A 24,001-nucleotide genomic window follows, 5' to 3' on the forward strand; every position below is an offset into this window, starting at 1 on the left:
TCCTGGGCACATTAACCCTGAAAAAAACCTTTACGAACAAGTTTGAAAACGGTATACTAAACTCAAAAGTTCGTTTTTTGAAATAGTGTTTCGCATAGTGAAACAAACGACGATAGACTTATGGAAATGAACTCATCCGAAAACTATCAATTAGGAGGTACATGCATGTCTCAAAAGAACCATTTCTCTGCTGCAAGTTCGCTTGAAGTCGGGGGCAAAACGTACCGGTACTACAGCCTCAAGTCTTTGCAAGATCAAGGTCATGGCGATATCTCTAGACTTCCATTCTCTATTAAAGTATTACTTGAAGCTGCCGTTCGTCAGTTCGATGGACGCGCAATTACGGAAGAACACGTAAGCCAGCTTACAGGCTGGGCGGAAGGCAAAGATAATAATAAAGAAATTCCATTTATTCCTGCACGTATTGTATTGCAAGATTTCACTGGTGTGCCTGTTGTAGTAGATCTCGCTGCAATGCGTGATACCGTAAAAAAAGCAGGCGGCGACCCTAAAAAAATCAATCCGCTTGTCCCTGTCGACCTCGTTATCGACCACTCGGTTATGGTCGATGCTTACGGAACAAACGATGCTCTTGATTACAACATCAAAGTGGAATTTGAACGTAACGAAGAACGTTATCGGTTCTTGCGCTGGGCGCAAACGGCATTTGATAACTTCCGTGCGGTTCCGCCTTCCACAGGGATTGTTCACCAAGTTAACCTTGAATATCTCGCTTCTGTAGCCACCACTAAAGTGATTGACGGCGAAACGGTTGTATTCCCGGATTCCCTAGTAGGTACAGATTCTCATACTACGATGATTAATGGTCTCGGCGTAGTTGGCTGGGGTGTCGGCGGTATTGAAGCAGAAGCTGGAATGCTCGGACAACCGCTTTATTTTGTAACTCCTGAAGTTATCGGATTCAAACTTACGGGTAGTCTTGCTGAAGGCGCAACAGCGACAGACCTTGCTCTTACCGTTACGGAAATGCTTCGTAAAAAAGGGGTGGTTGGTAAATTTGTTGAGTTCTACGGTCCTGGACTTTCCAACATCAGCCTTGCTGACCGTGCAACCGTAGCAAACATGGCTCCTGAGTATGGTGCAACTGTAGGTTACTTCCCTGTTGATACAGAAACATTGAACTACCTTCGTAATACAGGCCGTCAAGAAGAGCAAATTGAGCTGGTTGAAGCTTATTACAAAGCTCAAGGCATGTTCCGTACGAATCATACAGAAGATCCTATTTTCTCCGATACCATTGAAATGGATCTAGCATCTGTCGTGCCGAGCCTTGCAGGACCAAAACGTCCACAAGATCGGATTGAACTGACGAAGATGAAAGAAAACTGGGAAGGTATTATACGTACACCTGTAGATAAAGGCGGCTACGGACTTAGTGATGAGAAGATTGCTGAGAAAGTATCGATTACTCACTCCGACGGTTCTAAGAGTGAACTCTCGGCTGGAGCAGTCGTTATTGCTGCGATTACAAGCTGTACAAATACTTCTAACCCGAGCGTAATGATCGGTGCAGGTCTTCTTGCTCAAAAAGCAGTTGAGCGTGGACTTACCAAACCAGGTTATGTGAAGAGCTCTCTGACTCCAGGTTCTCTCGTAGTAACGGAGTATCTGACAAAAGCAGGACTTCTGGAGCCGCTTGAGAAACTCGGATTTAACGTTGCAGGTTATGGCTGTGCGACATGTATCGGTAACTCCGGTCCACTTCCTGACGAAGTTAGTCAGGCCATTACAGATAACGACCTAACGGTTGCAGCTGTGCTTTCCGGTAACCGTAACTTTGAAGGCCGTGTTCATGCTCAAGTTAAAGCAAACTACCTGGCTTCACCGCCACTTGTTGTTGCATATGCTCTAGCTGGAACGGTAAACATTGATCTTCAAAACGATCCAATTGGTTATGATCCAAATAATCAGCCTGTATATCTGAAAGATATCTGGCCTACTTCTGCGGAAATTCAAGAAGCTATTAACGTTTCCTTGAACAGAGACATGTTCCGCAATAAATATGCGAATGTGTTTACAGCGAACGAACGCTGGAATGCTATTGAAATTCCTGAAGGCGAGCTGTATGAGTGGGATGAAAACTCCACTTACATTCAGAATCCTCCATTCTTTGAAGGTCTCGGTGACGAGCTAAATGATATTCAAAATATTCGTGATGCACGTGTTCTTGCTCTCTTGGGTGATTCCGTTACAACGGACCATATCTCCCCTGCAGGGAATATCTCTCCATCGAGTCCTGCTGGATTGTATCTAAAAGAAAATGGCGTAGAGCGTAAAGACTTTAACTCGTACGGTTCCCGCCGTGGTAACCATCAGGTCATGATGCGCGGTACCTTCGCCAACATTCGGATTCGTAACCAGGTTGCACCTGGCACGGAAGGTGGAGTAACGACTTACCTCCCAACCGATGAAGTCATGTCCATCTACGATGCTTCCATGAAGTATCAAGAAAAAGGCAAGAACTTAATCGTACTTGCAGGTAAAGAATACGGTACGGGAAGTTCCCGTGACTGGGCTGCGAAAGGTACGCTTCTGCTCGGCGTGAAAGCAGTTATCGCAGAAAGCTTTGAACGGATTCACCGCAGTAACCTTGTAGGTATGGGCGTTCTTCCTCTTCAATTCCAAGAAGGTTATGGATGGTCCAGCCTGGGTCTGAACGGTCGTGAAACGTTTGATATCGTTGGTTTGAGTAATGATGTCTCTTCAGGCCAAGAACTGACCGTGACGGCTACTAGAGAAGATGGAACAGAGTTTGATTTCCCAGTGATTGCACGTCTGGACAGTATGGTGGATGTTGATTACTACCACAATGGCGGTATTCTACAGACTGTACTTCGTCAGCTGATGCAAAGTGACGAGCAAACCGTCTAAAACACACTCCCTTTTGAACTTATAAAAGAAGCCGCAATTTCCTGCCTATTGGCAAGAGATTGCGGCTTTTGTTTTTTGGATTGCTATACTCAGTCAGCCCATTTTAACTAGTGGTTCAGATCATACAGTCCCGGACTATGCATATTAGGCTGTTCTGGCAATTCAGGTACCGGGAAACCTTCCGGCGGATCAGTAACTTGAAGTTCTCCCCCATTTCGGCTTGGCGATTCCCCTGTGAAAATCTCCCCGATTCGGGTTGAATCCAATCGGAAATTAAACTGTGCATTATGGTATCCCAGGTCGACATATTTTCTGCACTCGGGATACTTGTTAATATCGTAGTTAGGAATTGGGAATATTTTTCCCCAGTCTACTCCTAAGGTCTCCAGCGCTTTGGCAAAAGCATTCTGATGCGCATTATCCCTTACAATCAGAAATCCAAGGGTTTCACGGAATGTTTTGTTTGAACTCATCTCATAGATCCTTGTCTTTTGCAAAACACCAGTAGACTCTAGCACCACGTTATTAAGTAAATCAGCGGTTAAATTGCCGTGGCTATATACATAACTTCCAAGCCAAGGATTCCCCCCTGCATCTACAGGGAGTGAGCCTTGTCCACCCATAATATAATGGTGCGGATTTGCATGACGAACGGCTTCATCAATAGGCGCGCCATCCACTCCAGCATTACCAGGAACCTCTTCTCCGCTCCCGCTTAGCAGTTGGTTAATGGTTTGCTGAACAAGCTCCACATGGGCGATCTCCTCAAGAAATACACCGCGAAGTAAATCACGATACTGAGTTGCTTTTCCCCGAAAGTTACTGCTCTGAAAAAAATACTGCATCATCGTACGCATTTCACCAAATTGTCCGCCAAGCGTTTCCTGAATTACTTTAGCAGCTGCTGGGTCGGGCTTGTCCGGCACAATAACATTAATTAAATCTTCTTTGTAAAAATACATAGGATAGGGCCTCCTTCATTTCTGATCATTCAGATACCCTATTTTGTTCTCCCGTATCATCATTTATACAAAAAAGAGTAATACTTCATATATTAGATAACTTTCTAATGTTACGAAGGATCTATATCAAAAGACGATCCAGAGGGCCGCTTATCTCGGTACTCCGCTGCTTTCTCCTGCATTCCAGCATGAACGGCTTCCGCTTCACTTACTCCCTTTTTAGCGGCAAAATTTCGAATATCCTGGGTAATACGCATACTACAGAACTTCGGTCCACACATCGAACAAAAATGAGCCGTCTTTGCCCCCTCGGCAGGTAAAGTCTCATCATGATAAGACAGCGCCCGCTCTGGATCGAGGGAAAGATGGAACTGGTCCCTCCAGCGGAATTCGAACCGCGCTTTGGATAAAGCATCATCACGCCGCTGTGCTCCTATATGACCCTTCGCCAAATCCGCTGCATGTGCAGCAATCTTATAAGCAATGACTCCTTCACGAACATCATTTTTATCCGGCAGACCCAGATGCTCTTTCGGCGTAACATAACAAAGCATCGAAGTACCAAACCAACCAATCATCGCAGCACCAATAGCAGAAGTGATATGATCATAACCCGGTGCAATATCGGTCGTCAGGGGTCCAAGAGTGTAAAAAGGCGCCTCCTTACAAATTTCCATTTGAAGATCTACATTTTCTTTAATTTTGTGCATAGGTACATGACCCGGTCCCTCGATCATCACCTGGATATCATGCTTCCACGCGATTTGCGTGAGTTCCCCCAGTGTAGCAAGTTCTGCCATCTGTGCCTCATCATTTGCATCATATATACTTCCCGGACGAAGTCCATCACCCAGCGAGAAGGCAACATCATAGGTCTTCATAATCTCGCATATGTCTTCGAAATGAGTGTATAAAAAATTCTCCTTGTGATGGGCTAAGCACCAAGCTGCCATAATCGAACCGCCTCGGGATACAATTCCTGTCATTCGTGTGGCAGTCATCGGAATGTATCTAAGCAGGACCCCAGCATGGATCGTAAAATAGTCCACACCTTGTTCTGCCTGCTCAATCAGGGTATCCCGGTACACTTCCCAGCTTAGCTGATCTGCTTCTCCATTCACCTTTTCGAGCGCCTGATATAAAGGCACGGTTCCAATAGGAACAGGGGAGTTACGGATAATCCACTCCCGCGTGGTATGAATGTTACGGCCGGTTGATAAATCCATCACAGTGTCGGCGCCCCAGCGTACCGCCCACGTCATTTTCTCTACCTCTTCCTGAATAGAGGAAGAAACAGCGGAGTTACCAATGTTTGCATTGATTTTCACGAGAAAATTTCTTCCGATCATCATCGGCTCAGTTTCCGGATGATTAATATTGGACGGTAGAATCGCTCGTCCACTGGCAATTTCTTCGCGCACAAATTCAGGTTCCAGCCCTTCACGAATGGCAGCAAACTCCATCTCCGGAGTAACGATTCCCTGGCGGGCATAATGCAGCTGCGTCACATTCTGCCCCAATTTTGCTCGAAGCGGCCTTCTAGATTCTCCTGGAAAAACTTCAGCTTCTTGCAGAACACTTCGTTCCGACCGTAGTCCATTGTCCTCCGGTTTCACGGTCCGTCCTTCATAATACTCAACATCCCCGCGCTCCCTAATCCACTCATGCCGAAATGCAGGAAGTCCTTTCGTAATATCAGCTTCATAATCGGCATCCCCCATCGGTCCACTCGTATCATAGACACGAAAAGGTTCATTGATCTCTACCCCTTGCGGGGTATGTGTGGGACTCAGCTCTATCTCGCGTTCCGGAACAGCAAGATCAGGCCGAGATCCTTTCTTGTACACTTTACGGCTTGCAGGAAAAGGAATGTACATCGATTCACTCCCCATTCCTTCTGTAACATCCTCAGCTTTACTACGCTCGGTACTGGCTTGTTGCTGCAATTTCATCGTTTTCATCCTCCTTCAAAGTGGCTTACCGCCCCTGTCAAAGAATCACATGAACCTTTGCTGCAAAAGAAGTGTACGACAATAAAAAAAGCCGATTCCCTAGGGGAATCGGCTTCTATACAATAGTTTGTTCCTACTCTCTCCATATTTACACAGGCGAACTTCGGGGCAGTGTTATCACACGGCACCTGAAATCAAATAAGCTACCTATATTTGGATGGAATCGAATAAGCTCCTAATGTTATCGCCAATTACTTCCCTACGCTGGTATGATCCAGATCAGGTGCAAAGAGTCCGGTATCTTGCGACACCATCTCAGCCCGGCCTTTCGGGCTCCCCTAGTAAGTTGATATTACGTTGTAATGATAGATCACTGCCGCTCTTTTAAAGAACGGTCTCTATTAGGTTATCTCATAAAAATAAGAAATACAACCTATTATTTACAAATTCCAGCATGAGCACTCTTGAGCCCTGCTATTATCTCAACATAAGCCCCATCTGAGCTGCTGCTTTAACAAGCACAGGTCCATATTCATGCAGTGTTTCCTGAGATAATCTGCTGACAGGTCCCGAGACGGATAAAGCCGCTGCCACATTCCCTTTACGGTCAAAGATCGGGGCAGAAACGGCAGCTGCTCCCGGCTCTCTTTCTTCATAACTTGTAGCAAAACCCAAAGCTTTAATCTCTTGGAGCTGCGCTAAATAGGTTTCTTTGTCAAAAGGAATCTGAGGATCAAACTCCCTGATTAATTGTTCCTGCTCTTCCATTGGAGCAAAAGCGACAAGTACTTTGCTCGAGGCTCCTACAGACAAAGGAAGTCTGACTCCTACAGGAGCGACTCGGCGAATCGCCTGGTTGCTCTGCACAGCTTGAACACGAATACGTTCGCTGCCATCTCTTAAATATAAACTAACGGTCTCTCCTAGATTATCGCGCAACTGCTCCATTGCAGGAAGCAACAGCACGGCGGGATCATCACTCTGCGACATATGCGCAGCGAGTTCCCATATCCGAATCCCCAGCCGATATTTCTCGGTAGCAGGATTACGGATAACAAACCCTCTCTCCTCCAGAGTCGACAACAGTCGATGCACCGTACTTTTATGTAATCCAATCTTACTGGATATTTCGGTTAGCCCAAGGTCCGTCTGACCTGTAAAAGTGAGCAGAATATCGAGTGCCCGTTCGACCGCTCGAACTGTTGATTTGCGATCCTGATCTTCCATGGGATCCATGCTCCTTTCATGTTTCATCACGTGAAACCTGGTTACATAAATTATATGAGAACTCATCCTTAAAGTAAAGAAAATTATTGAGAATCAATCTCATTTAGATAAGTTCATACTCTTTATCAAGGTCCTCTTCTCTCTTCATGGGATTAGGGCTTGCTTCACTTGACAATTCACTTTTGATACTTGAATGTCGAATATTACATCTGTGTAACAAATCATCTTAATGGATTGACTTTGCTACTTATAGAACATAGGATTAAAAACAATAGTAAGAGAGTCAAGAAGTGACTTATACACTATTTGTCATACTTTGTCGTAAATTCATGTGAACTCATCCAATAACTAGTACTTTCGTCATCAGGGAAAGAGGTTGCATAAGATACTAACTAGAAGGAGGGGATCCTGAGTGTTTCCTACATCCAAGAGCAATAACCATCTTCAGCGAGACGTATCAACGATTCCTCCAGCAATCTCACCAAGGTTGATCCGTTTTAAACATATTATTGTAGCTCTTATTCTATCCATCATCTTCTTTTTTGTATTCTGTTTTATTGCTCTGCATGCCTATATCGCCTGGGTACTTTCCAATCCAACTGTGGCACCCGTATACTCGAATCCGATGCTTGCCAAAGGGATGGCTTATGAAGAAGTCACCATTCCCGCAGTCGATGGAAGCCGCAATGTGAATGGCTGGTATATTCCCGCAGAGGAAGACAGCGCAAAAAAAACGATCGTTTTGAGTCATGGATATGGAGCTAATCGGGAGGAATCTTGGATTCCAATGTATGATCTGGCTCATTACGCTCATCAGCAAAACTTTAATGTTATTATGTTTGACTACGGATTTGCCTCCCAGAACAGCCGCGGTGTTGCTACAGGAGGAAAAGCAGAGTCCAAGCAGTTGCTCGGTGCAGTACAATTAGCTAAGCAAAAGGGAGCTCAAGAAGTCGTCGTATGGGGCTTCTCGATGGGAGCCGGTACGGCTTTGCAGGCTGCTCTCGTCTCGGATGATATTGATGCTATGATCCTCGACAGCACCTTCTTGCTTGAGCCAGATACCCTTTATCATAATATCCAGAACCAGATCGACTTGCCAAGACAGCCAACACTACAGATTCTTACCATGTTATTTCCTATTCTTAATGGTACAAGTCTGAATTCCATACCTTATCAGGCAGTAAAAACAACAGATTATGACATTCCGATCTTATTCATTCATGGTACACAGGATGACAAAGCTCCTTATCCTATGGCTGAACTTTTGGCTAGTAATCAAACGAATCCAAATTCAGATGTGTGGATTGTAGATGATGCACACCATGAGCTTATCTTTAGAGAACATCCAAAAGAATATTTACGAAAAGTATCGCTATTCCTCGGTAATATAAAACTTGCCCAGCAATAATACAATATTTTTAATACGAAGGCACCTTAATCCAAGGTGCCTTTTTTGTATAGATATTAATCGCTGATCCCCCAGCCTGTTTCCTATTCTTTGACAAGTCATCATAAACCAAGCCCCTCCAAGAATAGAAATAGAAGAGATAACGCCTTGAGTAGATGTTGCGAATGTAAAAGAAGATATCAATACTATTTAGGAGGTAACCAGTATATGGAGCTGGAGTATGGACCCTATTTGCCACTGCGCGTTCTTGAAGAGATCGGTTCTTGGAAAGATGCAGAAAAGGAATACATTGATATTATTCTGCCTATTGTACCGAATCTAGAATCCCCTTATGTTAAATTGCTTAATGAATGGAAATCTGTTTTTGAGAGAACAGGTTATACAGCGGACGATTGGAAGAAGAAAACGAAGGAAGTTTCTGAGCCTGCCAATGAATATATTCTGGGTCAGATGGATGTGCTGCTTCAGACATGTTTCTCCCAGTCCAGAGAATTCGTTCGCCAACTTGGTCATTTACTAAGCAGCAGTGAATCGGTAGCGAAGCATCCCTCCGCGAAAGTAATTATTGAGTATATTCGAAATCAGTGTGAAAAAAACGTGAATCAATTGAAGCCTTTAGATCGTCCATATGCAGTATCTAATCTGGTTAACCAACAGACGCATGTGAACTCCCAGGAACGAGACTACTGGGATGAAGAGCCCTTCCCTTATCCTGAAGTAGCGGGATATGACCGACTTGCCGAAGAAGATTTCACGATGGCAACCACCGCTTCTTCACAAGCAGATACGATTTCTAGTGTGTCGCCTGAAGCAAGCATTCCAGAATCGCCGGTACCGATTGGCGGGCATAAACTCCCTCCTCTTCCTTACGCTTATAATGCACTAGAACCTTTTATTGATGAAAAAACAATGCGCATCCATCATGATAAACATCATAAAACTTATGTGGATGATCTGAACAAGGCAGAGAAGAAACTACAAGAAGCGAGAAAAGACGGGGATTTTGAACTCGTAAAGCATTGGGAACGAGAGCTTGCGTTTAATGGAGCCGGTCATTATTTGCATACAATTTTTTGGAACATCATGAACCCGAAAGGGGGCGGCAAACCCACCGGCTCCCTCGGCGAGCAAATCCGTAAAGACTTCGGAAGTTATGAAGCTTTCAAAAAGCATTTCACAGAAGCAGCTAATAAAGTAGAGGGTGGTGGATGGGCTGTTCTTGTCTGGAGCCCAAGATCACATCGTCTGGAGATTCTACAAGCAGAGAAACACCAGAATCTGTCCCAATACGATATCGTCCCTTTGCTTCCGCTCGATGTATGGGAACATGCCTATTATCTTAAACATCAGAATGAACGAAAAAAATATATTGCGGACTGGTGGAACGTAGTTTACTGGCCCGAAGTATCCGAACGATTCATGGAAGCGCGTAAACTACGCTGGACACCTTATTGATCTGCTACGAAGTGCTTAGAAGCCATTTACAACTAAGCTAAATTAATGTGTCTCAAAACAGCTTACAGCCTGCTCGCTTCTGCACAGGCTGTTTGTTGCAACTATGATCTTGATCTAATCCCGGTCATATCTTTCTTTTAATGTGGTTACCATCTTTTCTACTTCTTCTCTGCGTACTACAGGCTTCGTTTCGGATACATTAACAGCTTGCTTACGGAAAACTTGGATAAGCGAATTCATGTAAGCTTCAGCTGAAGTCACACCTGCCAGTTCACGGAGTCCCCCCATCGCTCCTTGCTCAACCTGCGGATAATGATCTTCTTCACCTGACGCCGCTGCTTCATAGAATTCACGCACTTCTGCTGCCAGCTCATCTCCGTTATCCTCAACAATAATAAAGGCAGTAATGAGATAGGCTTTCGCTAAACGACGCTGAGCAATACCGCAAAATTTACGGCCAGCTATGCTCACATCATAATCTCCTGGGCAAAAGGCCCCCTCAATTTCCCCAGCCCTTGCTACAGCTCCCCAAGGCAGTAAAGCCTCTTGTATGTAACTTACCATCTTCTTAAAATCTTCATGAATATTTATAACTTGATCTGTGTTTGGCATGATCAAAGATACATTGATTACTCCAGGTGTCAGTTTCACAGCAGCCCCTCCCGAAGGACGTACACAAGTACGGATTCCACGCGCCTCATAGTTACGCAGTACATCTGATGCCCCTGTAAGCCTGCGATCTCTCAGCCCGATCACGAGCGCATTCTCATGCCTCCACAGATGAGCAACCGGGGGATGACCTTGTCCAATCTGCTTACAGAGCACTTCTTCCCATGCAAAAGCAGTAAGCACCTCTTCTGAACTTCTCATGAGCGGAGATTCATAAATCTGTAGTTCTTCGAACATCTTATTGTTCTCCTCCCTTATGTATATTTCACTTGTACACATACAAAAAAGCCTTGACCTAAAAGGTCAAGGCTTTCGATCCGTACTTCATATGCCAAGGCCCGTCTAACGGTATTATCCTTTAAGCAAAGAAAGAAATTCAGCACGAGAAGCTGCATTCTCACGGAATGTACCGCGCGTTGCAGATGTAACCGTCATGCTACCCGGTTTTTTGATACCGCGAGCACACATACATAAATGTTCACCTTCAACGACAACCATCACACCGTTCGGCTTCAAAGCTTCATCCAAAATATCAGCAATTTGGGATGTGATACGTTCTTGCACCTGAAGACGGCGAGTTACTGCTTCTACCAGTCTCGCAAGTTTGCTAAGACCGACAATTTGTCCACTTGGAACGTATCCGATATGAACTTTCCCGAAAAAGGGAGCCATATGGTGTTCGCATTGGCTATAGAACACAATATCTTTGACAATAACGAGCTCTTCGTGGTTCTCATCAAAAGTTACACCCAGTACATCTTTTGGATCTACTTCGTAACCTGCAAAAATCTCCTCGTACATACGAGTAACGCGCGCTGGTGTCTCAAGCAAACCTTCACGGTTTGTATCTTCACCAATCAGCTTTAATATTTGTTCAACATGGTATTCAATCTGCTCACGATTATCCGCAACAGAAGAATTCACGTAATCTTTAAGTCCAGCCATTTCATATAACCTCCCCGCCGTCGCATTTGGCAATTGGCAGGCAAATTGCAGCTACTATCTTTTTCTGCCCTGATTTTTACGCACAGGCGGTTGCATTCTACCGGAACCATTACCGCCTTGCTGGGATTTCATCATCTGTTGAGCACGCTGCATCTGCTTGCTATTCAAATTGTAACCCATTTGCTTAGCCATTTTTTGTAAAGCCTCAGGATCATTTTGCATTTTTTCCATCTGTTTACGCAGATAGAAAGCCCCAATGAAGAATCCTCCGATCAAGCCCACAATTAGTGTAATAATGGGTATGACGATATCCCACATGCTTCTACACCCTATTTTTAACTAGATTTCCTATCGTTTAAAAACGGTTTACAAACGATATCATAGCATGTAGGATGGCTGCTAGCAAACGGAAATTGGTGTTTATCTTACCACTATTATATCTATTTCTGCTTCTCTATCGTCATAAGCTTCTCTTTAACGGATAGTCCGCCCGGATATATGATAACGCCACCTTCATTACCTGTTACACGATGATGCGGAATAATGATCGGCAGCGGATTTTTTCCGATAGCCGCCACAACAGAACGGACTGCTTTGGGTCTGCCAATCGTCTCTGCTAAATCTAAACTTGATACACTTTGACCAAAAGGAATATCAGCCAGTGCTTTCCATACTTGAACTTCAAAAGGAGTTCCGCGCTGATCCAGCTGAAGTTCAAATAATTCACGCTCACCCTTCAGGTACTCGTCCAGCTGCCACACTGCTTCCTTGAAAGGAGTTATATCACGAACAAAATGATACTCTCCAATCCATGTTCTCGCCCATTGCTGCAAATGAGCTTCACGCACAGTATAATTACCAAAATCCAGTCTTGCGAGACCCTGCGCTGTTGCACATAAGGTTAACTCTCCAAGCTCTGTCATCATCTCATAATAATAAATGGGTGTACCCGCATGGTTTGTAACCGTCGTTGGCTTCCAGGATATAGCACTCTGATTCGGAGTCTTACCTTCTATATGATCTGCCTGTGGGGCAGTTTCGTCATGTTTTTCACCAGAACTGCTACTTCGTACAGCTTCACTATTTGTTTTTGCAGGAAGTCCAGCAGCCAAACGTTCTCCCGCTTTTTGGATCATCGTCAGGACGGTCTCATGTTCTTCTCTTAAAGATGCCTTTGTTATTGTGTTCATTGCTTCGTCCCCTCCTATTTGGCCGAGCGCCCATGCGGCGGTTCCTCTCAGCTCAGGCCGCGGATCGCGCAGGAGCACTTCGCTTAATTTCGGCACAGCCGACTTATCTTTAAAATTCCCCAGTCCAATAACTGCATTACGTTGAATTGGTTTTTTACCTCGCCAAGCGGCAGAGGTGTGACCAAAGCGTTCTTTGAATTCTTTATTGCTCAAATCAAGAATCGGTAATAATAACGGCTTTACAACCTCCGGGTCTGGCTCAAATTCAGGATGGTGATTCCAGTTCTTGCCCTTGTTCTTAGGACATACAATCTGGCAAGTATCACATCCATAAAGCCGATTCCCGATTTTTTTCATATATTCTTCATCCAAAAATCCTTTGGTTTGTGTCAAGAAAGATATACATTTCTGAGCATTGAGCTGACCCGGTCCAACCAAAGCGCCGGTAGGGCATGCATCAATACATTTCGTACATTCTCCGCATCCTTCCGTAACCGGTTCATCCGGTGTGAAAGGAATGTTCGTCACGAGCTCCCCAAGGAAAATCCAGGACCCTAGTGTAGGAGAAATGATGGCACAATTTTTGCCGCTAAATCCGATACCTGCTCGCTGCGAGACTGCACGGTCTACCAGAACCCCGGTATCAACCATACTCTCAATGCGCGCTTCCGGAACTCTTTCCTTAATAAAACCAGAAAGTTTATCCATCGCAGCTCGAAGGACATGATGATAGTCTTGTCCCCAAGATGAACGCGCCAAGATTCCTCTATATTTTCCCGGTTCTGATTTCGGTGGATCTTTCATCTTTGATGGATACGCAATGGCGATCGCAAGCAGTGAAGCTGGCTTCGCATCATCTAAAGCAGGGTTGACCCGTTTTTCTATATCCCGCTCTTCAAACCCTGATTCATAGCCTTTTGCCCGGTGCTCTTCCAAAATGGAACGTAAAGAAACAAAAGGATCAGCGGCCGCAAACCCGATATCATCAATACCGAGTGACGGCGCTGCGGCAATAATTTCTTGCTTCAACCATTCGTAACGCCCATCAGGGCTCGGTACTGACTGTCCGCTAATCATACTCTCACCTCTAGGTTATATAATGTATGTTTCTATCATACGTTGTATCGTTCAGAGTCTTTTCATACTTTCCTTAGGCCAAAAAATAAATTCAGCCTTTCCTACAATCTCATCTGCTATAACACTTCCGAATAAACGACTATCCTTACTCATCCCTGCATGCCGATTATCTCCCATTACAAAGTAATGATCCTCCTGGAGTTTGATCGGTCCAAAATCCGGATCTTCAATGGTTGTATCCGTGTAAGACTCATGTTGTGCTTCACCATTCACATATAATACATGATCCCGAATCTCAATGAGATCGCCGGGAATCCCAATGACTCTTTTTACAAGAAACTCCTTACGGTCAGGTCCATTGCTTGGATCATGAAGCACAACCACATCTTGTCGCTGCGGCTCTTCAAACTCATATATGATCTTGTTTATAAAAAGTCGATTTTGTTCGATAAGAGTAGGCTGCATTGATTCACCCTTAACGATGGAAATGTTAAACACAAATAGGTTCAGAAGCAGCATAATGACTAAAGCGATGGCAATTGTTTTAAACCATTCCTTTAGCTCCCTTGTGATAGAAAAGCCCGAGGGAGATGGTTTCACCGGACGATCTTTTTTTTGCGGTACATTACGATTCATCCCTTACGTCACCTCTATCATCTGTAAGTGCCATTTTTATCTATATTCTATAAATGCCATATGAATAGAAAAGCATATCTCGGTTCCATTTGCAACGGAAGCCAAGATATGCCTGATATAATGAAGATTTTTCTATTTATCTATGTCTGTCTTTTATGCCTGATTCTCTAGTTAGTTATGGACCAGAATACTCAGATTCTGAAATGCCTTCATAATCTGGTTGGCACCATATCCCATTGCCTCGTACAAAGGCATCGCAGCCTTGTTATGTTCATCACCTGCAACCCATACCCGGGTTACTTTGCGCTGCTGAAAACGTTTCTCCACGGCTTTGACCAAAGCTTTGCCCACTCCACGGCGTCTAGCATCTGGATGAATGGCAATACGATAAATATAACCTTGATTCTGATCGATAGTCCCAATTAATGCACCTACAAGTTCCCCGTCTTTCTCAGCAACCATGATTAGGTCCGAGTCCCAGGATAATTGTCTTGCAAAAGGCCCCATCGTGTTCTCGTAGCAATCTTCCGACAAAGCAACTTGCAGCAGCTCCGTCACGCGATTTGCGTCACTCAACTGAAAGGAACGAATGTTCATCTGTTAATCTCCCTTTTCGTTAACTTTAGTGAGGTTTTACAAAAAAGGCATCCCTTTTTACCCAAAACCCGATGATCACTTTTCTGTATGTATTCAGACACAAACAGCAAAGAATGTATTCAAATACAGGCAGAAAAACCGGCAAAGAGCCGGCTGGAACATCTGTCACGCCCATAAAGGCCAACTAGAAATGTTCAGGAAATATAATTACGACAAAAAACGAAAAGTATTTACTTCTTGGTCCATTAAACCACATTTTATTACAGAAAACACGCAATTTTTTTCTGAAAGCGCTTCATTTGTAGCGTTTACATTTTTAGCCTTCCATTTCGCCCAACATCTGTTATCCGTGTCAAGTTATCTAGCATATAATAATTTACAATGTAAACTTAATGTAAATTATAAATCCTTATATAACAACTTATTCAACAAAAATGTTGATTAAATACGCTTAATACGGTTTAATAGAAATGACGAGGGGTAATTCTTACATAGAGACTGTACCTTTCACTTTAAACTATTTTATTAGGAGGAATTTCATTATGGCATTCCAATTACCAGCACTTCCTTACGCAAACGACGCACTAGAACCACATATCGATGCTCAAACAATGGAAATCCACCACGATCGTCATCACAATACTTATGTAACTAACTTGAACGCAGCTTTGGAAAACGCTCCTGAACTTCAAGGTAAATCACTTGAAGATCTGATCGCTAACCTTGACAGCGTACCTGAAAGTATCCGTACAGCGGTTCGTAACAACGGCGGCGGACATCATAACCACAGCCTGTTCTGGGAAATTATCGGACCTAACGGCGGCGGCGCTCCAACAGGTGCTATCGCAGCAGCGATTGACAGCGAGCTTGGCGGCTTTGATAAATTCAAAGAAGATTTCGCTAAAGCAGCAACAACTCGTTTCGGCAGCGGCTGGGCTTGGCTCGTTGTTGGTAAAGATGGCAAACTTGCAATTACAAGCACACCTAACCAAGACAGCCCTATTATGGAAGGACTGACTCCAGTTCTTGGTCTTGATGTTTGGGAGCATGCTTACTACCTTAAATATCAAAACAAACGTCCTGATTACATCGCTTCTTTCTGGAACGTAATCAATTGGGATGAAGTAAACAAACGTTTCGAAGCTGCAAAATAAGTAGTTTCTTGACTAAGGAGCATCCGACTTGTCATAAGACAAGTCGGATGCTTTTTTATTACGATATTCTAAGCTGTTGATCCTGTCTCAATAAGTTCATTATTCTGTCTGGTTCGGTATAACTCATAATAATGACCACATAACTGCATCAATTCCTCATGAGAACCCGTTTCTACAATTCTTCCCTCATGAATAACGACAATCTTATCGGCCTGCTGAATCGTTGATAATCGGTGTGCTATCGCTACTGTAGTTCGATCAGTCATCAGCTGACGAAGTGCATCCTGTACCAAATGTTCCGATTCGTTATCCAAAGAAGCCGTTGCTTCATCCAGAAGAAGTATAGGGGCATTCTTTAAAATCGCTCTAGCAATCGCAATCCGTTGACGTTGTCCTCCAGACAACTGGCTTCCCTTCTCCCCTACCTGTGTATCCAGTCCCTCTGAGAACTGCTCTATGAATAAATGAGCATTCGCATGTACCATTGCCTCTCGTATATCTTCTTCAGAAGCTTCCAGATTTCCATAAAGGATATTCTCTCGAATGGTTCCTGTAAAGAGTTGAGGCTCTTGCGGTACCAGTGCATAAAGAGCTCGTATTTCTTGTAAAGACATATCCGAATAGCTTACCCCATTCACAAAAATCTCCCCATGAACAGGACTATAAAATCCGAGTAACAAGCGGAACAAAGTACTTTTCCCGCTGCCGCTTGCTCCTACTATCGCAGTGAATTTTCCATGTTCAATCTCCATACTGAAATGGTCCAGCACTTTACGATCTGAATAGGAAAAATCAACTTGTTGAAGGGTAACATGAGCTACCTTCTCTTCAAGGATACTCCTCGGTAAGGAATCCTGTTTCTTCTCCTCTTCGGGTTGCTCTTTAAGCACTTCTTGTATACGATCTGCTGCTCCTAGTGAAACCTGAAGTTCTCCCCAGGTAGAAGCAAATGTCGTGAATGGCATAATGACGTAGTTCATCAGCTGAACAAAAGCCATGAGACTTCCAATCGTAATGACATCCTCAGCTACAAGATAGGCTCCATATGTAATGGCGAGGACAAAAGCCGAAAAACCGATCATATTGGATAAAGATTGCAAAATACTAGTGGTCACACCCAGCTTTATTTCCTGCTCTTTTACAGCCTTAGACTGGGTGCTGAATTTCTTATTAAAAATGGATTCCAATCGAAACACTTTGAAAATCATACTCGCGCCTGCCACATCCTGTACAAAGGAGGTCATGTTCCCCCACTTTTGCTGTGATACAGTTGATCTCTCACGAATACTGCGCCCAAGCAGTAGACCACATAATAAAATGGTTGGTCCAATCAGCAAGGAGATTAAAGCAAGTCGCCATTCAATGATGACGAGGTAGATAAAAGCACAGAGAGCCATAAGCGGATTTTTGATCAATTCAATCAGAGTATGACCGAGTGCGCTGCCAATCGTCTTGTTGTCCGTCGTAATTCGGGATAGCAGGTCACCTGAATGGTGATTATCATAGTAGGACTCCGGAAGCCCCAGTAGTCTACGAAACGTCAAGGTACGGAGCTGATCCTGTACGTTTGCAGATACACGAGTTTTTAAATATCCATTCACATATTGATTAATACCCATGATGAGAATAAGGGCAATTCCAGCGTACAGCAGAGGAAGAAATGTAGCCGTATTACGGGATACAGCCGTTTCGGTTAAGTTGCCAAATAGCCATGCAATTGATAAATTCATCGCGATATCAATCATGGTTACCAGACCAAGCACAACATAGAAATACCAATATTTGCGGATTAGACCTTTAAAAACAGCCACCCTATACAGCTCCTTTTATCCTGTAGTTTGGATTTCCTTAATCACTTCTTTCACTTCTTTGCTTGCTTTTATTACTCCGAAATGCTGGATGTGCTTCACTGTGTCACGTATGAGTTCTGCATCGACATCCTTAGTAAATACGAGTTGGCCAATAAGACGAATCTCGATCTTTGTGTTAGACTCCCGTAACATTTCAAGATCATGCCGATCATAAATTACTACACCAACTGCTGTTATTTTCCGTGTCACATAATCCTGGATGTCCTTCCGATGTGACTCCAGCTGATTCCGAATGGCTGTACGGATAAAATCAGTCCGGTTTGAATAAAAAGCCTGATCTACCAACAGATCCATCTGACCCAAGTCTACAATCCCCACGTTTACGGTAACTTTCTCGATTTTATCTTGATCATTCATTGCGGAAGTCCTCTTTTCCTAAATTTATACTCCAGATGGAGTATAATCACCTTACTTTATAACATTTTATTCCAATATATTCAAATTATTTTATTTTGAATATAAGAAGAAAAAGCCTGCTTCAACGAAGCAGACTTAGCGTATAAGATATTTATATTTTATAAGGCAAAATGTTCTTTAAGCAGTTTTAAGAATACATTAGGAAAAGCCAGGGTCTCCATATCTTTAGGTCCAATCCACTTATATACATACCCTTCCGTCTTATAAGTTTCGATCTGCTCTGCCACCATAGCAGGGCTGGCCACGTGATCTGCTTGTTCACAACGATACACTTGAAGATTCCAATGAATATGACTAAACGTATGCTCCGCAATTTTCCAGAACTCTTTCGGATTTACAGCGTAACCCTCGTCTAGTAGATGACCTTTCATTATGTCCATTGCCGGCTCATCTGGTACCGGAGAGGCGAGTCCACCCGGCTCAGAAGCAAGTACATGCGGCAGCTCCCACATTCTAGCAAGCAGCCCGGTTTGCGGACGCTGGCGAACAAGAATCTTACCTTCGTTTATTGACGTCCCCGTAACTAATGCTGCTATGCGCTGCTCTGGGCGGGGAGGTTTTGCTTTCTTCTTCACAGGCAAAGTATCTTCTCTGCCTTCAATCCTTCCTTTGCACATCTCCATCACAGGACAAGTAAGACAGTGCGGCGATTTCGGTGTACACACAAGGGCTCCTAGTTCCATTAAGGCTTGATTAAAATCACCTGCTCGTCCTTGCGGGATAAGCTCCCCTGCCAAAGTCTCCATTTTAACCCGAGTACTGCCTTTCATAATATCGTCTTCAATTAGAAAATACCTTGATAGTACCCGCATAACGTTTCCATCCACAGCGGGTTCGGGCTGATTGAAGGCAATACTAAGAATTGCACCCGCTGTATACGGACCTACTCCTTTGAGGTTAAAGACGGCATCCTTTTCATTAGGAACCTCTCCCCCATGAAGCTCAAGTACTTGCTTTGCTGCCGCTTGAAGGTTTCGTGCGCGAGAATAATAACCAAGTCCTTCCCAGAGCTTCAGCACATCCTCCTCTGGTGCTTCGGCCAGATCCGTCAGAGCCGGAAAGCGAGTAATAAACCGTTCGAAATAAGGCTTAACGGTTTCTACCCTGGTTTGTTGAAGCATAATTTCAGATACCCAAATATAATAAGGATTGCGATGGCGACGCCAAGGCAAATCCCGTTTATTCTGCATATACCAATTCAGCAACTCGGTGCTGAAATATTGTTTTGCCATACGTTGATCCATTTCCTGTTTGTTCTCCCATCCTGGTTTTACATCTATGTTTAGCTACATTATTCTGTCGTTTTGTCTATTCGTTCCACTATCGCAAAAGCTGCTGCCACAGCGGGTTGATGTGAAATACTCAGATGAATAAGATACTCCTGTTCCCCGGTAAGTTCAAGACGCTGCCAAGCATCTGAAGTTAATGAAACAATAGGTTTTCCCTTCTCATCAGGTAAAATTTCGAGATCCTGAAATCCAATCGTTTTTCCGATTCCGCAGCCAAATGCTTTTGTTATCGCTTCTTTAGCAGCAAAACGCCCCGAGACATAAGCCAGCTCATCTTTATTTCGTGAAAATAGAAGATCCTGTTCTCTCTTGGTTAGAAGCCGGTTAAGGAATGAAGTCCTTCGATCGCTTGCTAAAATACGCTGGATTCGCTTCGTTTCCAGTACATCATTACCGATCCCATAAATCATCTGAGATCACCACCCTTCTAGATTAGGTCCCATCTATTGTACCAGTCTGACTCACTAGAATCTATGTTCGAGAAATGACAAAAACCCCCGTTTCCGGCAGAAGCCAGGAATTACGGGGGTTACTTATACTTAAAACACTCTGTGTTATTATAATACGTATTTTATTAAATACCTGGAATTGGGCTACGTTTGTGGCTTGTGCGTCGATAAGCTGCTTCGAGCTTCTCTTTTGCTTCAGCTGAAATTTCTTTGCCTTCCAGATAGTCGCTGTTATCCTCGTAGGAAATGCCGAGTTCAGCCTCATCGGTTTGACCTTCCCAAAGACCTGCTGTAGGTGCCTTATGAATAATTTGATCAGGTACACCAATATGAGCAGCAACCTGGCGGATCTGACGTTTGTTCAGACTTGCTAGTGGAGTGATATCAACCGCACCATCGCCCCATTTTGTATAGAATCCAGTAATCGCCTCTGACGCATGATCTGTTCCCACAACGAGCAGATTCATTTCGAAAGATAATGCATATTGCATGACCATACGCGTTCTTGCTTTTACATTTCCCTTGCCCTGTGGGGACATATGACGAGACATCCCCATATTTTTGAAACCATGCTCCACTTCAAGAGCGATTTCATTAACGGCTTCTTCAATATTTGTTTCTACTGTATATTTTAGGTCGAATGCTTTTGCTGTAGCATAACTATGTTCGATATCTGCTTGCTCGCCGTAAGGTTGGAATACGCCCAGCGTTTTGTATTCTTCCCCTGTTTCCTTCGTGAGTTCGTCCGTAGCTTGTTTACATAAACCTGCTGCAACTGCACTATCGAGTCCACCGCTAATCGCAATGAGAAGTCCCTTCGTACGTGACTGCTTCACATAATCTTTCAAAAAATCCACACGTTTGCGTACTTCTTCTTCTGGATTAATGCTTTTCTTCACCTTTAATTCAGCAATGATTTGTTCTTGTAAACTCATCGTTCACACCTCGGTTTCTCTATAGTAATTGTACAGGGTATAAGAAAAGAAAAAGCCAAAACGCCCCAAGTGCGTTCGGATTTTAACCGAAAACAGAGGGGCGTTATGTACCTGACTATTTGCAGTAACGGTTAAAAGCGTCTGTCAGGTCAGCCGCAATATCTTCTGCAGAACGGTTTTCTACCTGATGACGTTCGATAAAGTGAACAAGTTCCCCATCCTTGAGCAGTGCTATAGAAGGAGATGATGGTGGATACGGAGCAAAGAATTCACGTGCTTTTGCAGTTGCTTCCTTATCTTGACCTGCAAATACAGTGAATAATTGGTCCGGTTTCACCTCATTTTCCAGCGCTTGAGCAACTCCTGGACGTGCCTGACCTGCTGCGCATCCGCATACAGAATTGACAACGACCAGTGTTGTTCCTTTCGCTTCTGGCAAATTCGCTTCTACTTCTTCAGCAGTGCGAAGTTCCTTTATTCCAAGGTTCGTAAGTTCATCCCTCATAGGCTGAACCATATCTCTCATGTATTGATCAAAAGACATAGACATGCTTTATTCACTCCTTATGGATTCTTTGTATATTAGATTATCATTCTAAAAATCGATGCTAACCTTATTATACATTCATAAGTTGTGAACGCAAGGGAGGAAGAACGCTCACGAAACCATGGATCTCCTTCATCGTTACACAAGAATTTGAATCTTTTTGCAACCTAGGTTGCTGGGAAATTGTCGCCTTGCAGCTTCTTGTCAGTTACTTGACCTTTAGAATGACTCTTCTTGTTGGATTCCTTTTGTAGCTGTTGTTGTTTAGAATCATTTTTTGACACAGGGAATCCCTCCTTTCTTCGTCACAAAGTTAACTATGATGCTTACGCCACACAACTAAAGCTTGATGGCAAACTTATTATGACTCTGAATAAGGATTCTTATCCCCTCTTAACTTATGCCCCTAAGTTCTTATGTATTGATACACGAATCCGCCTTAGATTAAACAGACTGCCGATTTTATTGATTTTTGAAAATCACATGAAATGTAGTACCTATTCCCTCTTCCGACTCGATTCTGATGGTTGCATGATGTCTTTCAGCGATGCCTTGGCATAGTGATAATCCAAGCCCCGTTCCTTCTGATTTGGTTGTAAAGAAGGGTTCGAAGAGTTTATTCTGCGTTTCAAGGGATATCCCGGGACCACTGTCACTTACACTGAGTATCACATTTCCTTCGTCCAGTGCTGTACTAATGATCAACGTTCCTTTATTCCCCATCGCTTCCATTCCATTTCGGGCTAAGTTTAGAATTAGCTGCTTGATCTCCTTCGGATCAACAAACTTGCTCGGAATATCTTCATCTAACGTAACCTCTATGGTTTGACCTCTCATGTTCGCATCTGCAAGCAGCAGAGGGGTTAGTTCCTTAATGATATGATGAAGATGAATTTCTTCTTTTTCAGAAGCATGATTCTGAGCCAAAGAAAGAAAGTCATTAATAATACTGTTTGCACGATCTAATTCATCCATCACAATATGGTAATAATGATCAAGAGATCTGGGACTTTTCTCCCGAAGCAGCTGAAGAAATCCTCTGACTACGGCCATCGGATTACGCACCTCATGTGTAATACTGGCTGCCATTTGACCGACAACACCTAGCCTTTCCACATGAGCAAGTTCATTTCGAAGCGTCTCTAGTTCCGTAATATCCTGAAGAACCATGGATGAGCCAATCACCCTTCCGCTAATCGGATTTTTAACGGGTGATATGGTCGTGAAGTAGGTGTTAACTCCTACTCTTAAATATTCAGACGTGACTTCACCAGTTTGGCTTGCACTCTGAATTCGCTCGGTTACACGCAATCCATGTTCAACTCCGATGATGGCTTCAATTCGTTTTCCAATCATTTCTTCAGGTGAACCCGGCAAAAATTCCTTCGTCTTCATCTGAGTAAGCATTCGTGTATTGGCATTGACAATATTTCCATCTATGTCAAATGCAACGACCGATACAGGTACGGTATTTAATAAATGTTCATTCATATCTAATTGATGGCGATATTCTTTCCAGCGTATTTCAAGTTCAGAAGCAAAGCTGTGATACACCAAAATTTTTTCCATTAAATGAATAGCAGCTAGAAGGACAAGCAGTGAGGAAGAAATGTAAAGTGATGAATAGAGCCCAAATTCAATCTGTTCTGTCCGCTCTAAATTATATTTCCATAGAACAATCCCATAACAAGGAATGGTATAAGCACACCAGATCACTGAGAATATTTTCTTTTTACTGGATAGACTTGCTTTTTTGAAATGTTTTACGAACAATAACAATATAGGATAAAGTAAAGCACCTGATCCTAAAAAGACAGCGGGTTCTGTCCAATAGTCGGAGATAAAAAAGAAGGCTAACGTCGAAACGATAGAGACTAAAATCCCAATCGGATAGGATCCGTACAAGATAGATAAGGTGACGGGAACTAGACTTAAATTCAGATAAATCATTTCTAATAAGACAGACGAAAAAAGAAAACATAAACCAAGCGTAATAAGACAAGAGAGCAGTAAGCTACGCTGTATCTGCACTGACGGCGATGCTTTTTTCATCTCCTGAAATTCTGTACCAAGTCGACCTAAAAACAGGAAAAATAAAAGCGGAGTTATTCCAGCAAGCAGGACTTGCAACAAAATACCTTTGACCGCAAACATGGGCTGTTATTCCTCCTTTGCGCACCGTTACCGACACACTCTTATGTAACCTGATTAAAACATAGGAGGCATTATTTTACAATATTTTCCGTGTGTAGATATGCAAGCTTAACGATAATCTTCAAGTTCTTTTCTCTTTATTTCAAAATAAAAACAAATTACGACATCGTTT

At 43.4% G+C, this 24,001-nt stretch carries 20 protein-coding genes and 1 riboswitch; of the genes, 4 read left to right on the top strand and 16 right to left on the bottom strand.

From position 1 onward, the window contains the following. Positions 1 to 165 precede the first annotated feature (165 nt). Positions 166 to 2,892, top strand: coding sequence for an aconitate hydratase AcnA (gene acnA / locus ACWPWY_RS16135; protein WP_454192578.1), 2,727 nt, complete (start codon positions 166 to 168; stop codon positions 2,890 to 2,892). A gap of 107 nt (positions 2,893 to 2,999) precedes the next feature. Here acnA and ACWPWY_RS16140 read toward each other — a convergent pair whose 3' ends face one another. The 3 genes from ACWPWY_RS16140 to ACWPWY_RS16150 all read right to left on the bottom strand — a co-directional run bounded on the left by ACWPWY_RS16140 (position 3,000) and on the right by ACWPWY_RS16150 (position 7,033). After that, entirely contained in the window at positions 3,000 to 3,854 is an 855-nt protein-coding gene (locus ACWPWY_RS16140; protein ID WP_454192579.1) for a manganese catalase family protein, read from the bottom strand. Between the two features lie 110 nt (positions 3,855 to 3,964). Next, positions 3,965 to 5,746: a phosphomethylpyrimidine synthase ThiC gene (gene thiC / locus ACWPWY_RS16145; RefSeq protein WP_454192911.1), complete on the bottom strand. Its 1,782-nt coding sequence runs from the start codon at positions 5,744 to 5,746 to the stop codon at positions 3,965 to 3,967. Positions 5,747 to 6,045: 299 nt separating this feature from the next. Further along, positions 6,046 to 6,156: riboswitch (TPP riboswitch) on the bottom strand. Positions 6,157 to 6,283: 127 nt separating this feature from the next. Next, entirely contained in the window at positions 6,284 to 7,033 is a 750-nt protein-coding gene (locus tag ACWPWY_RS16150) for an IclR family transcriptional regulator (RefSeq protein WP_454192580.1), read from the bottom strand. Positions 7,034 to 7,445: 412 nt separating this feature from the next. Between ACWPWY_RS16150 and ACWPWY_RS16155 the strand changes: the two genes are divergently transcribed. Both ACWPWY_RS16155 and ACWPWY_RS16160 read left to right on the top strand, forming a co-directional pair. Further along, on the top strand, positions 7,446 to 8,444 hold the full coding sequence (locus tag ACWPWY_RS16155) for an alpha/beta hydrolase (protein WP_454192581.1): 999 nt from the start codon (positions 7,446 to 7,448) through the stop codon (positions 8,442 to 8,444). A gap of 207 nt (positions 8,445 to 8,651) precedes the next feature. Next, entirely contained in the window at positions 8,652 to 9,899 is a 1,248-nt protein-coding gene (locus tag ACWPWY_RS16160; protein WP_454192582.1) for a superoxide dismutase, read from the top strand. Positions 9,900 to 10,013: 114 nt separating this feature from the next. Here the strand turns inward: ACWPWY_RS16160 and ACWPWY_RS16165 are convergent, their stop codons facing one another. From ACWPWY_RS16165 to ACWPWY_RS16190, 6 genes are all read right to left on the bottom strand, one after another. Next, positions 10,014 to 10,805 (bottom strand): lipoate--protein ligase family protein, encoded by a 792-nt coding sequence (locus tag ACWPWY_RS16165; RefSeq protein WP_454192583.1) that lies wholly within the window; start codon positions 10,803 to 10,805, stop codon positions 10,014 to 10,016. Positions 10,806 to 10,919: 114 nt separating this feature from the next. Next, on the bottom strand, positions 10,920 to 11,513 hold the full coding sequence (gene folE / locus ACWPWY_RS16170; RefSeq protein ID WP_191800258.1) for a GTP cyclohydrolase I FolE: 594 nt from the start codon (positions 11,511 to 11,513) through the stop codon (positions 10,920 to 10,922). A gap of 54 nt (positions 11,514 to 11,567) precedes the next feature. Further along, positions 11,568 to 11,831 carry a YneF family protein gene (locus ACWPWY_RS16175; protein WP_454192584.1) on the bottom strand — a complete coding sequence of 88 codons (264 nt, stop codon included), beginning with the start codon at positions 11,829 to 11,831 and terminating at the stop codon, positions 11,568 to 11,570. A 122-nt stretch (positions 11,832 to 11,953) separates the two neighbouring features. After that, positions 11,954 to 13,780 (bottom strand): tRNA epoxyqueuosine(34) reductase QueG, encoded by a 1,827-nt coding sequence (gene queG / locus ACWPWY_RS16180; RefSeq protein WP_454192585.1) that lies wholly within the window; start codon positions 13,778 to 13,780, stop codon positions 11,954 to 11,956. Positions 13,781 to 13,831: 51 nt separating this feature from the next. After that, positions 13,832 to 14,416, bottom strand: coding sequence for a signal peptidase I (gene lepB, locus ACWPWY_RS16185; protein WP_454192586.1), 585 nt, complete (start codon positions 14,414 to 14,416; stop codon positions 13,832 to 13,834). Positions 14,417 to 14,587: 171 nt separating this feature from the next. Continuing rightward, entirely contained in the window at positions 14,588 to 15,013 is a 426-nt protein-coding gene (locus ACWPWY_RS16190; RefSeq protein ID WP_454192587.1) for a GNAT family N-acetyltransferase, read from the bottom strand. Between the two features lie 542 nt (positions 15,014 to 15,555). On the opposite strand from ACWPWY_RS16190, the gene ACWPWY_RS16195 reads away from it, so the two are divergent. Then, the gene (locus ACWPWY_RS16195; RefSeq protein WP_225229248.1) at positions 15,556 to 16,167 is read left to right on the top strand and encodes a superoxide dismutase; all 612 of its coding nucleotides are present in this window, start codon (positions 15,556 to 15,558) and stop codon (positions 16,165 to 16,167) included. A gap of 68 nt (positions 16,168 to 16,235) precedes the next feature. Here ACWPWY_RS16195 and ACWPWY_RS16200 read toward each other — a convergent pair whose 3' ends face one another. The 7 genes from ACWPWY_RS16200 to ACWPWY_RS16230 form a co-directional block, all read right to left on the bottom strand. After that, a complete protein-coding gene (locus tag ACWPWY_RS16200; protein ID WP_454192588.1) occupies positions 16,236 to 17,978 on the bottom strand; it encodes an ABC transporter ATP-binding protein in 1,743 nt (580 codons plus the stop codon). A 15-nt stretch (positions 17,979 to 17,993) separates the two neighbouring features. Then, positions 17,994 to 18,395 carry a CopG family transcriptional regulator gene (locus tag ACWPWY_RS16205; RefSeq protein ID WP_454192589.1) on the bottom strand — a complete coding sequence of 134 codons (402 nt, stop codon included), beginning with the start codon at positions 18,393 to 18,395 and terminating at the stop codon, positions 17,994 to 17,996. Between the two features lie 158 nt (positions 18,396 to 18,553). Beyond that, complete coding sequence (gene mutY / locus ACWPWY_RS16210) at positions 18,554 to 19,699, bottom strand: A/G-specific adenine glycosylase (RefSeq protein WP_454192590.1); 1,146 nt, start codon at positions 19,697 to 19,699, stop codon at positions 18,554 to 18,556. Positions 19,700 to 19,746: 47 nt separating this feature from the next. Beyond that, a complete protein-coding gene (gene acpS / locus ACWPWY_RS16215) occupies positions 19,747 to 20,154 on the bottom strand; it encodes a holo-ACP synthase (RefSeq protein ID WP_454192591.1) in 408 nt (135 codons plus the stop codon). Positions 20,155 to 20,318: 164 nt separating this feature from the next. Then, on the bottom strand, positions 20,319 to 21,128 hold the full coding sequence (gene nadE / locus ACWPWY_RS16220) for an ammonia-dependent NAD(+) synthetase (RefSeq protein ID WP_454192592.1): 810 nt from the start codon (positions 21,126 to 21,128) through the stop codon (positions 20,319 to 20,321). Positions 21,129 to 21,243: 115 nt separating this feature from the next. Next, positions 21,244 to 21,678: a BrxA/BrxB family bacilliredoxin gene (locus ACWPWY_RS16225; protein ID WP_454192593.1), complete on the bottom strand. Its 435-nt coding sequence runs from the start codon at positions 21,676 to 21,678 to the stop codon at positions 21,244 to 21,246. A gap of 459 nt (positions 21,679 to 22,137) precedes the next feature. Continuing rightward, on the bottom strand, positions 22,138 to 23,829 hold the full coding sequence (locus tag ACWPWY_RS16230; RefSeq protein ID WP_454192594.1) for a two-component system sensor histidine kinase NtrB: 1,692 nt from the start codon (positions 23,827 to 23,829) through the stop codon (positions 22,138 to 22,140). Positions 23,830 to 24,001: the final 172 nt, after the last annotated feature.

It is taken from the genome of Paenibacillus sp. Marseille-Q7038 (assembly GCF_965111595.1).

Bases quoted from the DNA above. Each gene is read 5' to 3' on its own strand.
- acnA (WP_454192578.1), top strand. From the start codon at position 166: ATGTCTCAAAAGAACCATTTCTCTGCTGCAAGTTCGCTTGAAGTCGGG.
- ACWPWY_RS16140 (WP_454192579.1), bottom strand. From the start codon at position 3,854: ATGTATTTTTACAAAGAAGATTTAATTAATGTTATTGTGCCGGACAAG.
- thiC (WP_454192911.1), bottom strand. From the start codon at position 5,746: ATGGGGAGTGAATCGATGTACATTCCTTTTCCTGCAAGCCGTAAAGTG.
- ACWPWY_RS16150 (WP_454192580.1), bottom strand. From the start codon at position 7,033: ATGGAAGATCAGGATCGCAAATCAACAGTTCGAGCGGTCGAACGGGCA.
- ACWPWY_RS16160 (WP_454192582.1), top strand. From the start codon at position 8,652: ATGGAGCTGGAGTATGGACCCTATTTGCCACTGCGCGTTCTTGAAGAG.
- ACWPWY_RS16165 (WP_454192583.1), bottom strand. From the start codon at position 10,805: ATGTTCGAAGAACTACAGATTTATGAATCTCCGCTCATGAGAAGTTCA.
- folE (WP_191800258.1), bottom strand. From the start codon at position 11,513: ATGGCTGGACTTAAAGATTACGTGAATTCTTCTGTTGCGGATAATCGT.
- ACWPWY_RS16175 (WP_454192584.1), bottom strand. From the start codon at position 11,831: ATGTGGGATATCGTCATACCCATTATTACACTAATTGTGGGCTTGATC.
- queG (WP_454192585.1), bottom strand. From the start codon at position 13,780: ATGATTAGCGGACAGTCAGTACCGAGCCCTGATGGGCGTTACGAATGG.
- lepB (WP_454192586.1), bottom strand. From the start codon at position 14,416: ATGAATCGTAATGTACCGCAAAAAAAAGATCGTCCGGTGAAACCATCT.
- ACWPWY_RS16190 (WP_454192587.1), bottom strand. From the start codon at position 15,013: ATGAACATTCGTTCCTTTCAGTTGAGTGACGCAAATCGCGTGACGGAG.
- ACWPWY_RS16195 (WP_225229248.1), top strand. From the start codon at position 15,556: ATGGCATTCCAATTACCAGCACTTCCTTACGCAAACGACGCACTAGAA.
- ACWPWY_RS16205 (WP_454192589.1), bottom strand. From the start codon at position 18,395: ATGAATGATCAAGATAAAATCGAGAAAGTTACCGTAAACGTGGGGATT.
- mutY (WP_454192590.1), bottom strand. From the start codon at position 19,699: ATGGATCAACGTATGGCAAAACAATATTTCAGCACCGAGTTGCTGAAT.
- acpS (WP_454192591.1), bottom strand. From the start codon at position 20,154: ATGATTTATGGGATCGGTAATGATGTACTGGAAACGAAGCGAATCCAG.
- nadE (WP_454192592.1), bottom strand. From the start codon at position 21,128: ATGAGTTTACAAGAACAAATCATTGCTGAATTAAAGGTGAAGAAAAGC.
- ACWPWY_RS16225 (WP_454192593.1), bottom strand. From the start codon at position 21,678: ATGTCTATGTCTTTTGATCAATACATGAGAGATATGGTTCAGCCTATG.
- ACWPWY_RS16230 (WP_454192594.1), bottom strand. From the start codon at position 23,829: ATGTTTGCGGTCAAAGGTATTTTGTTGCAAGTCCTGCTTGCTGGAATA.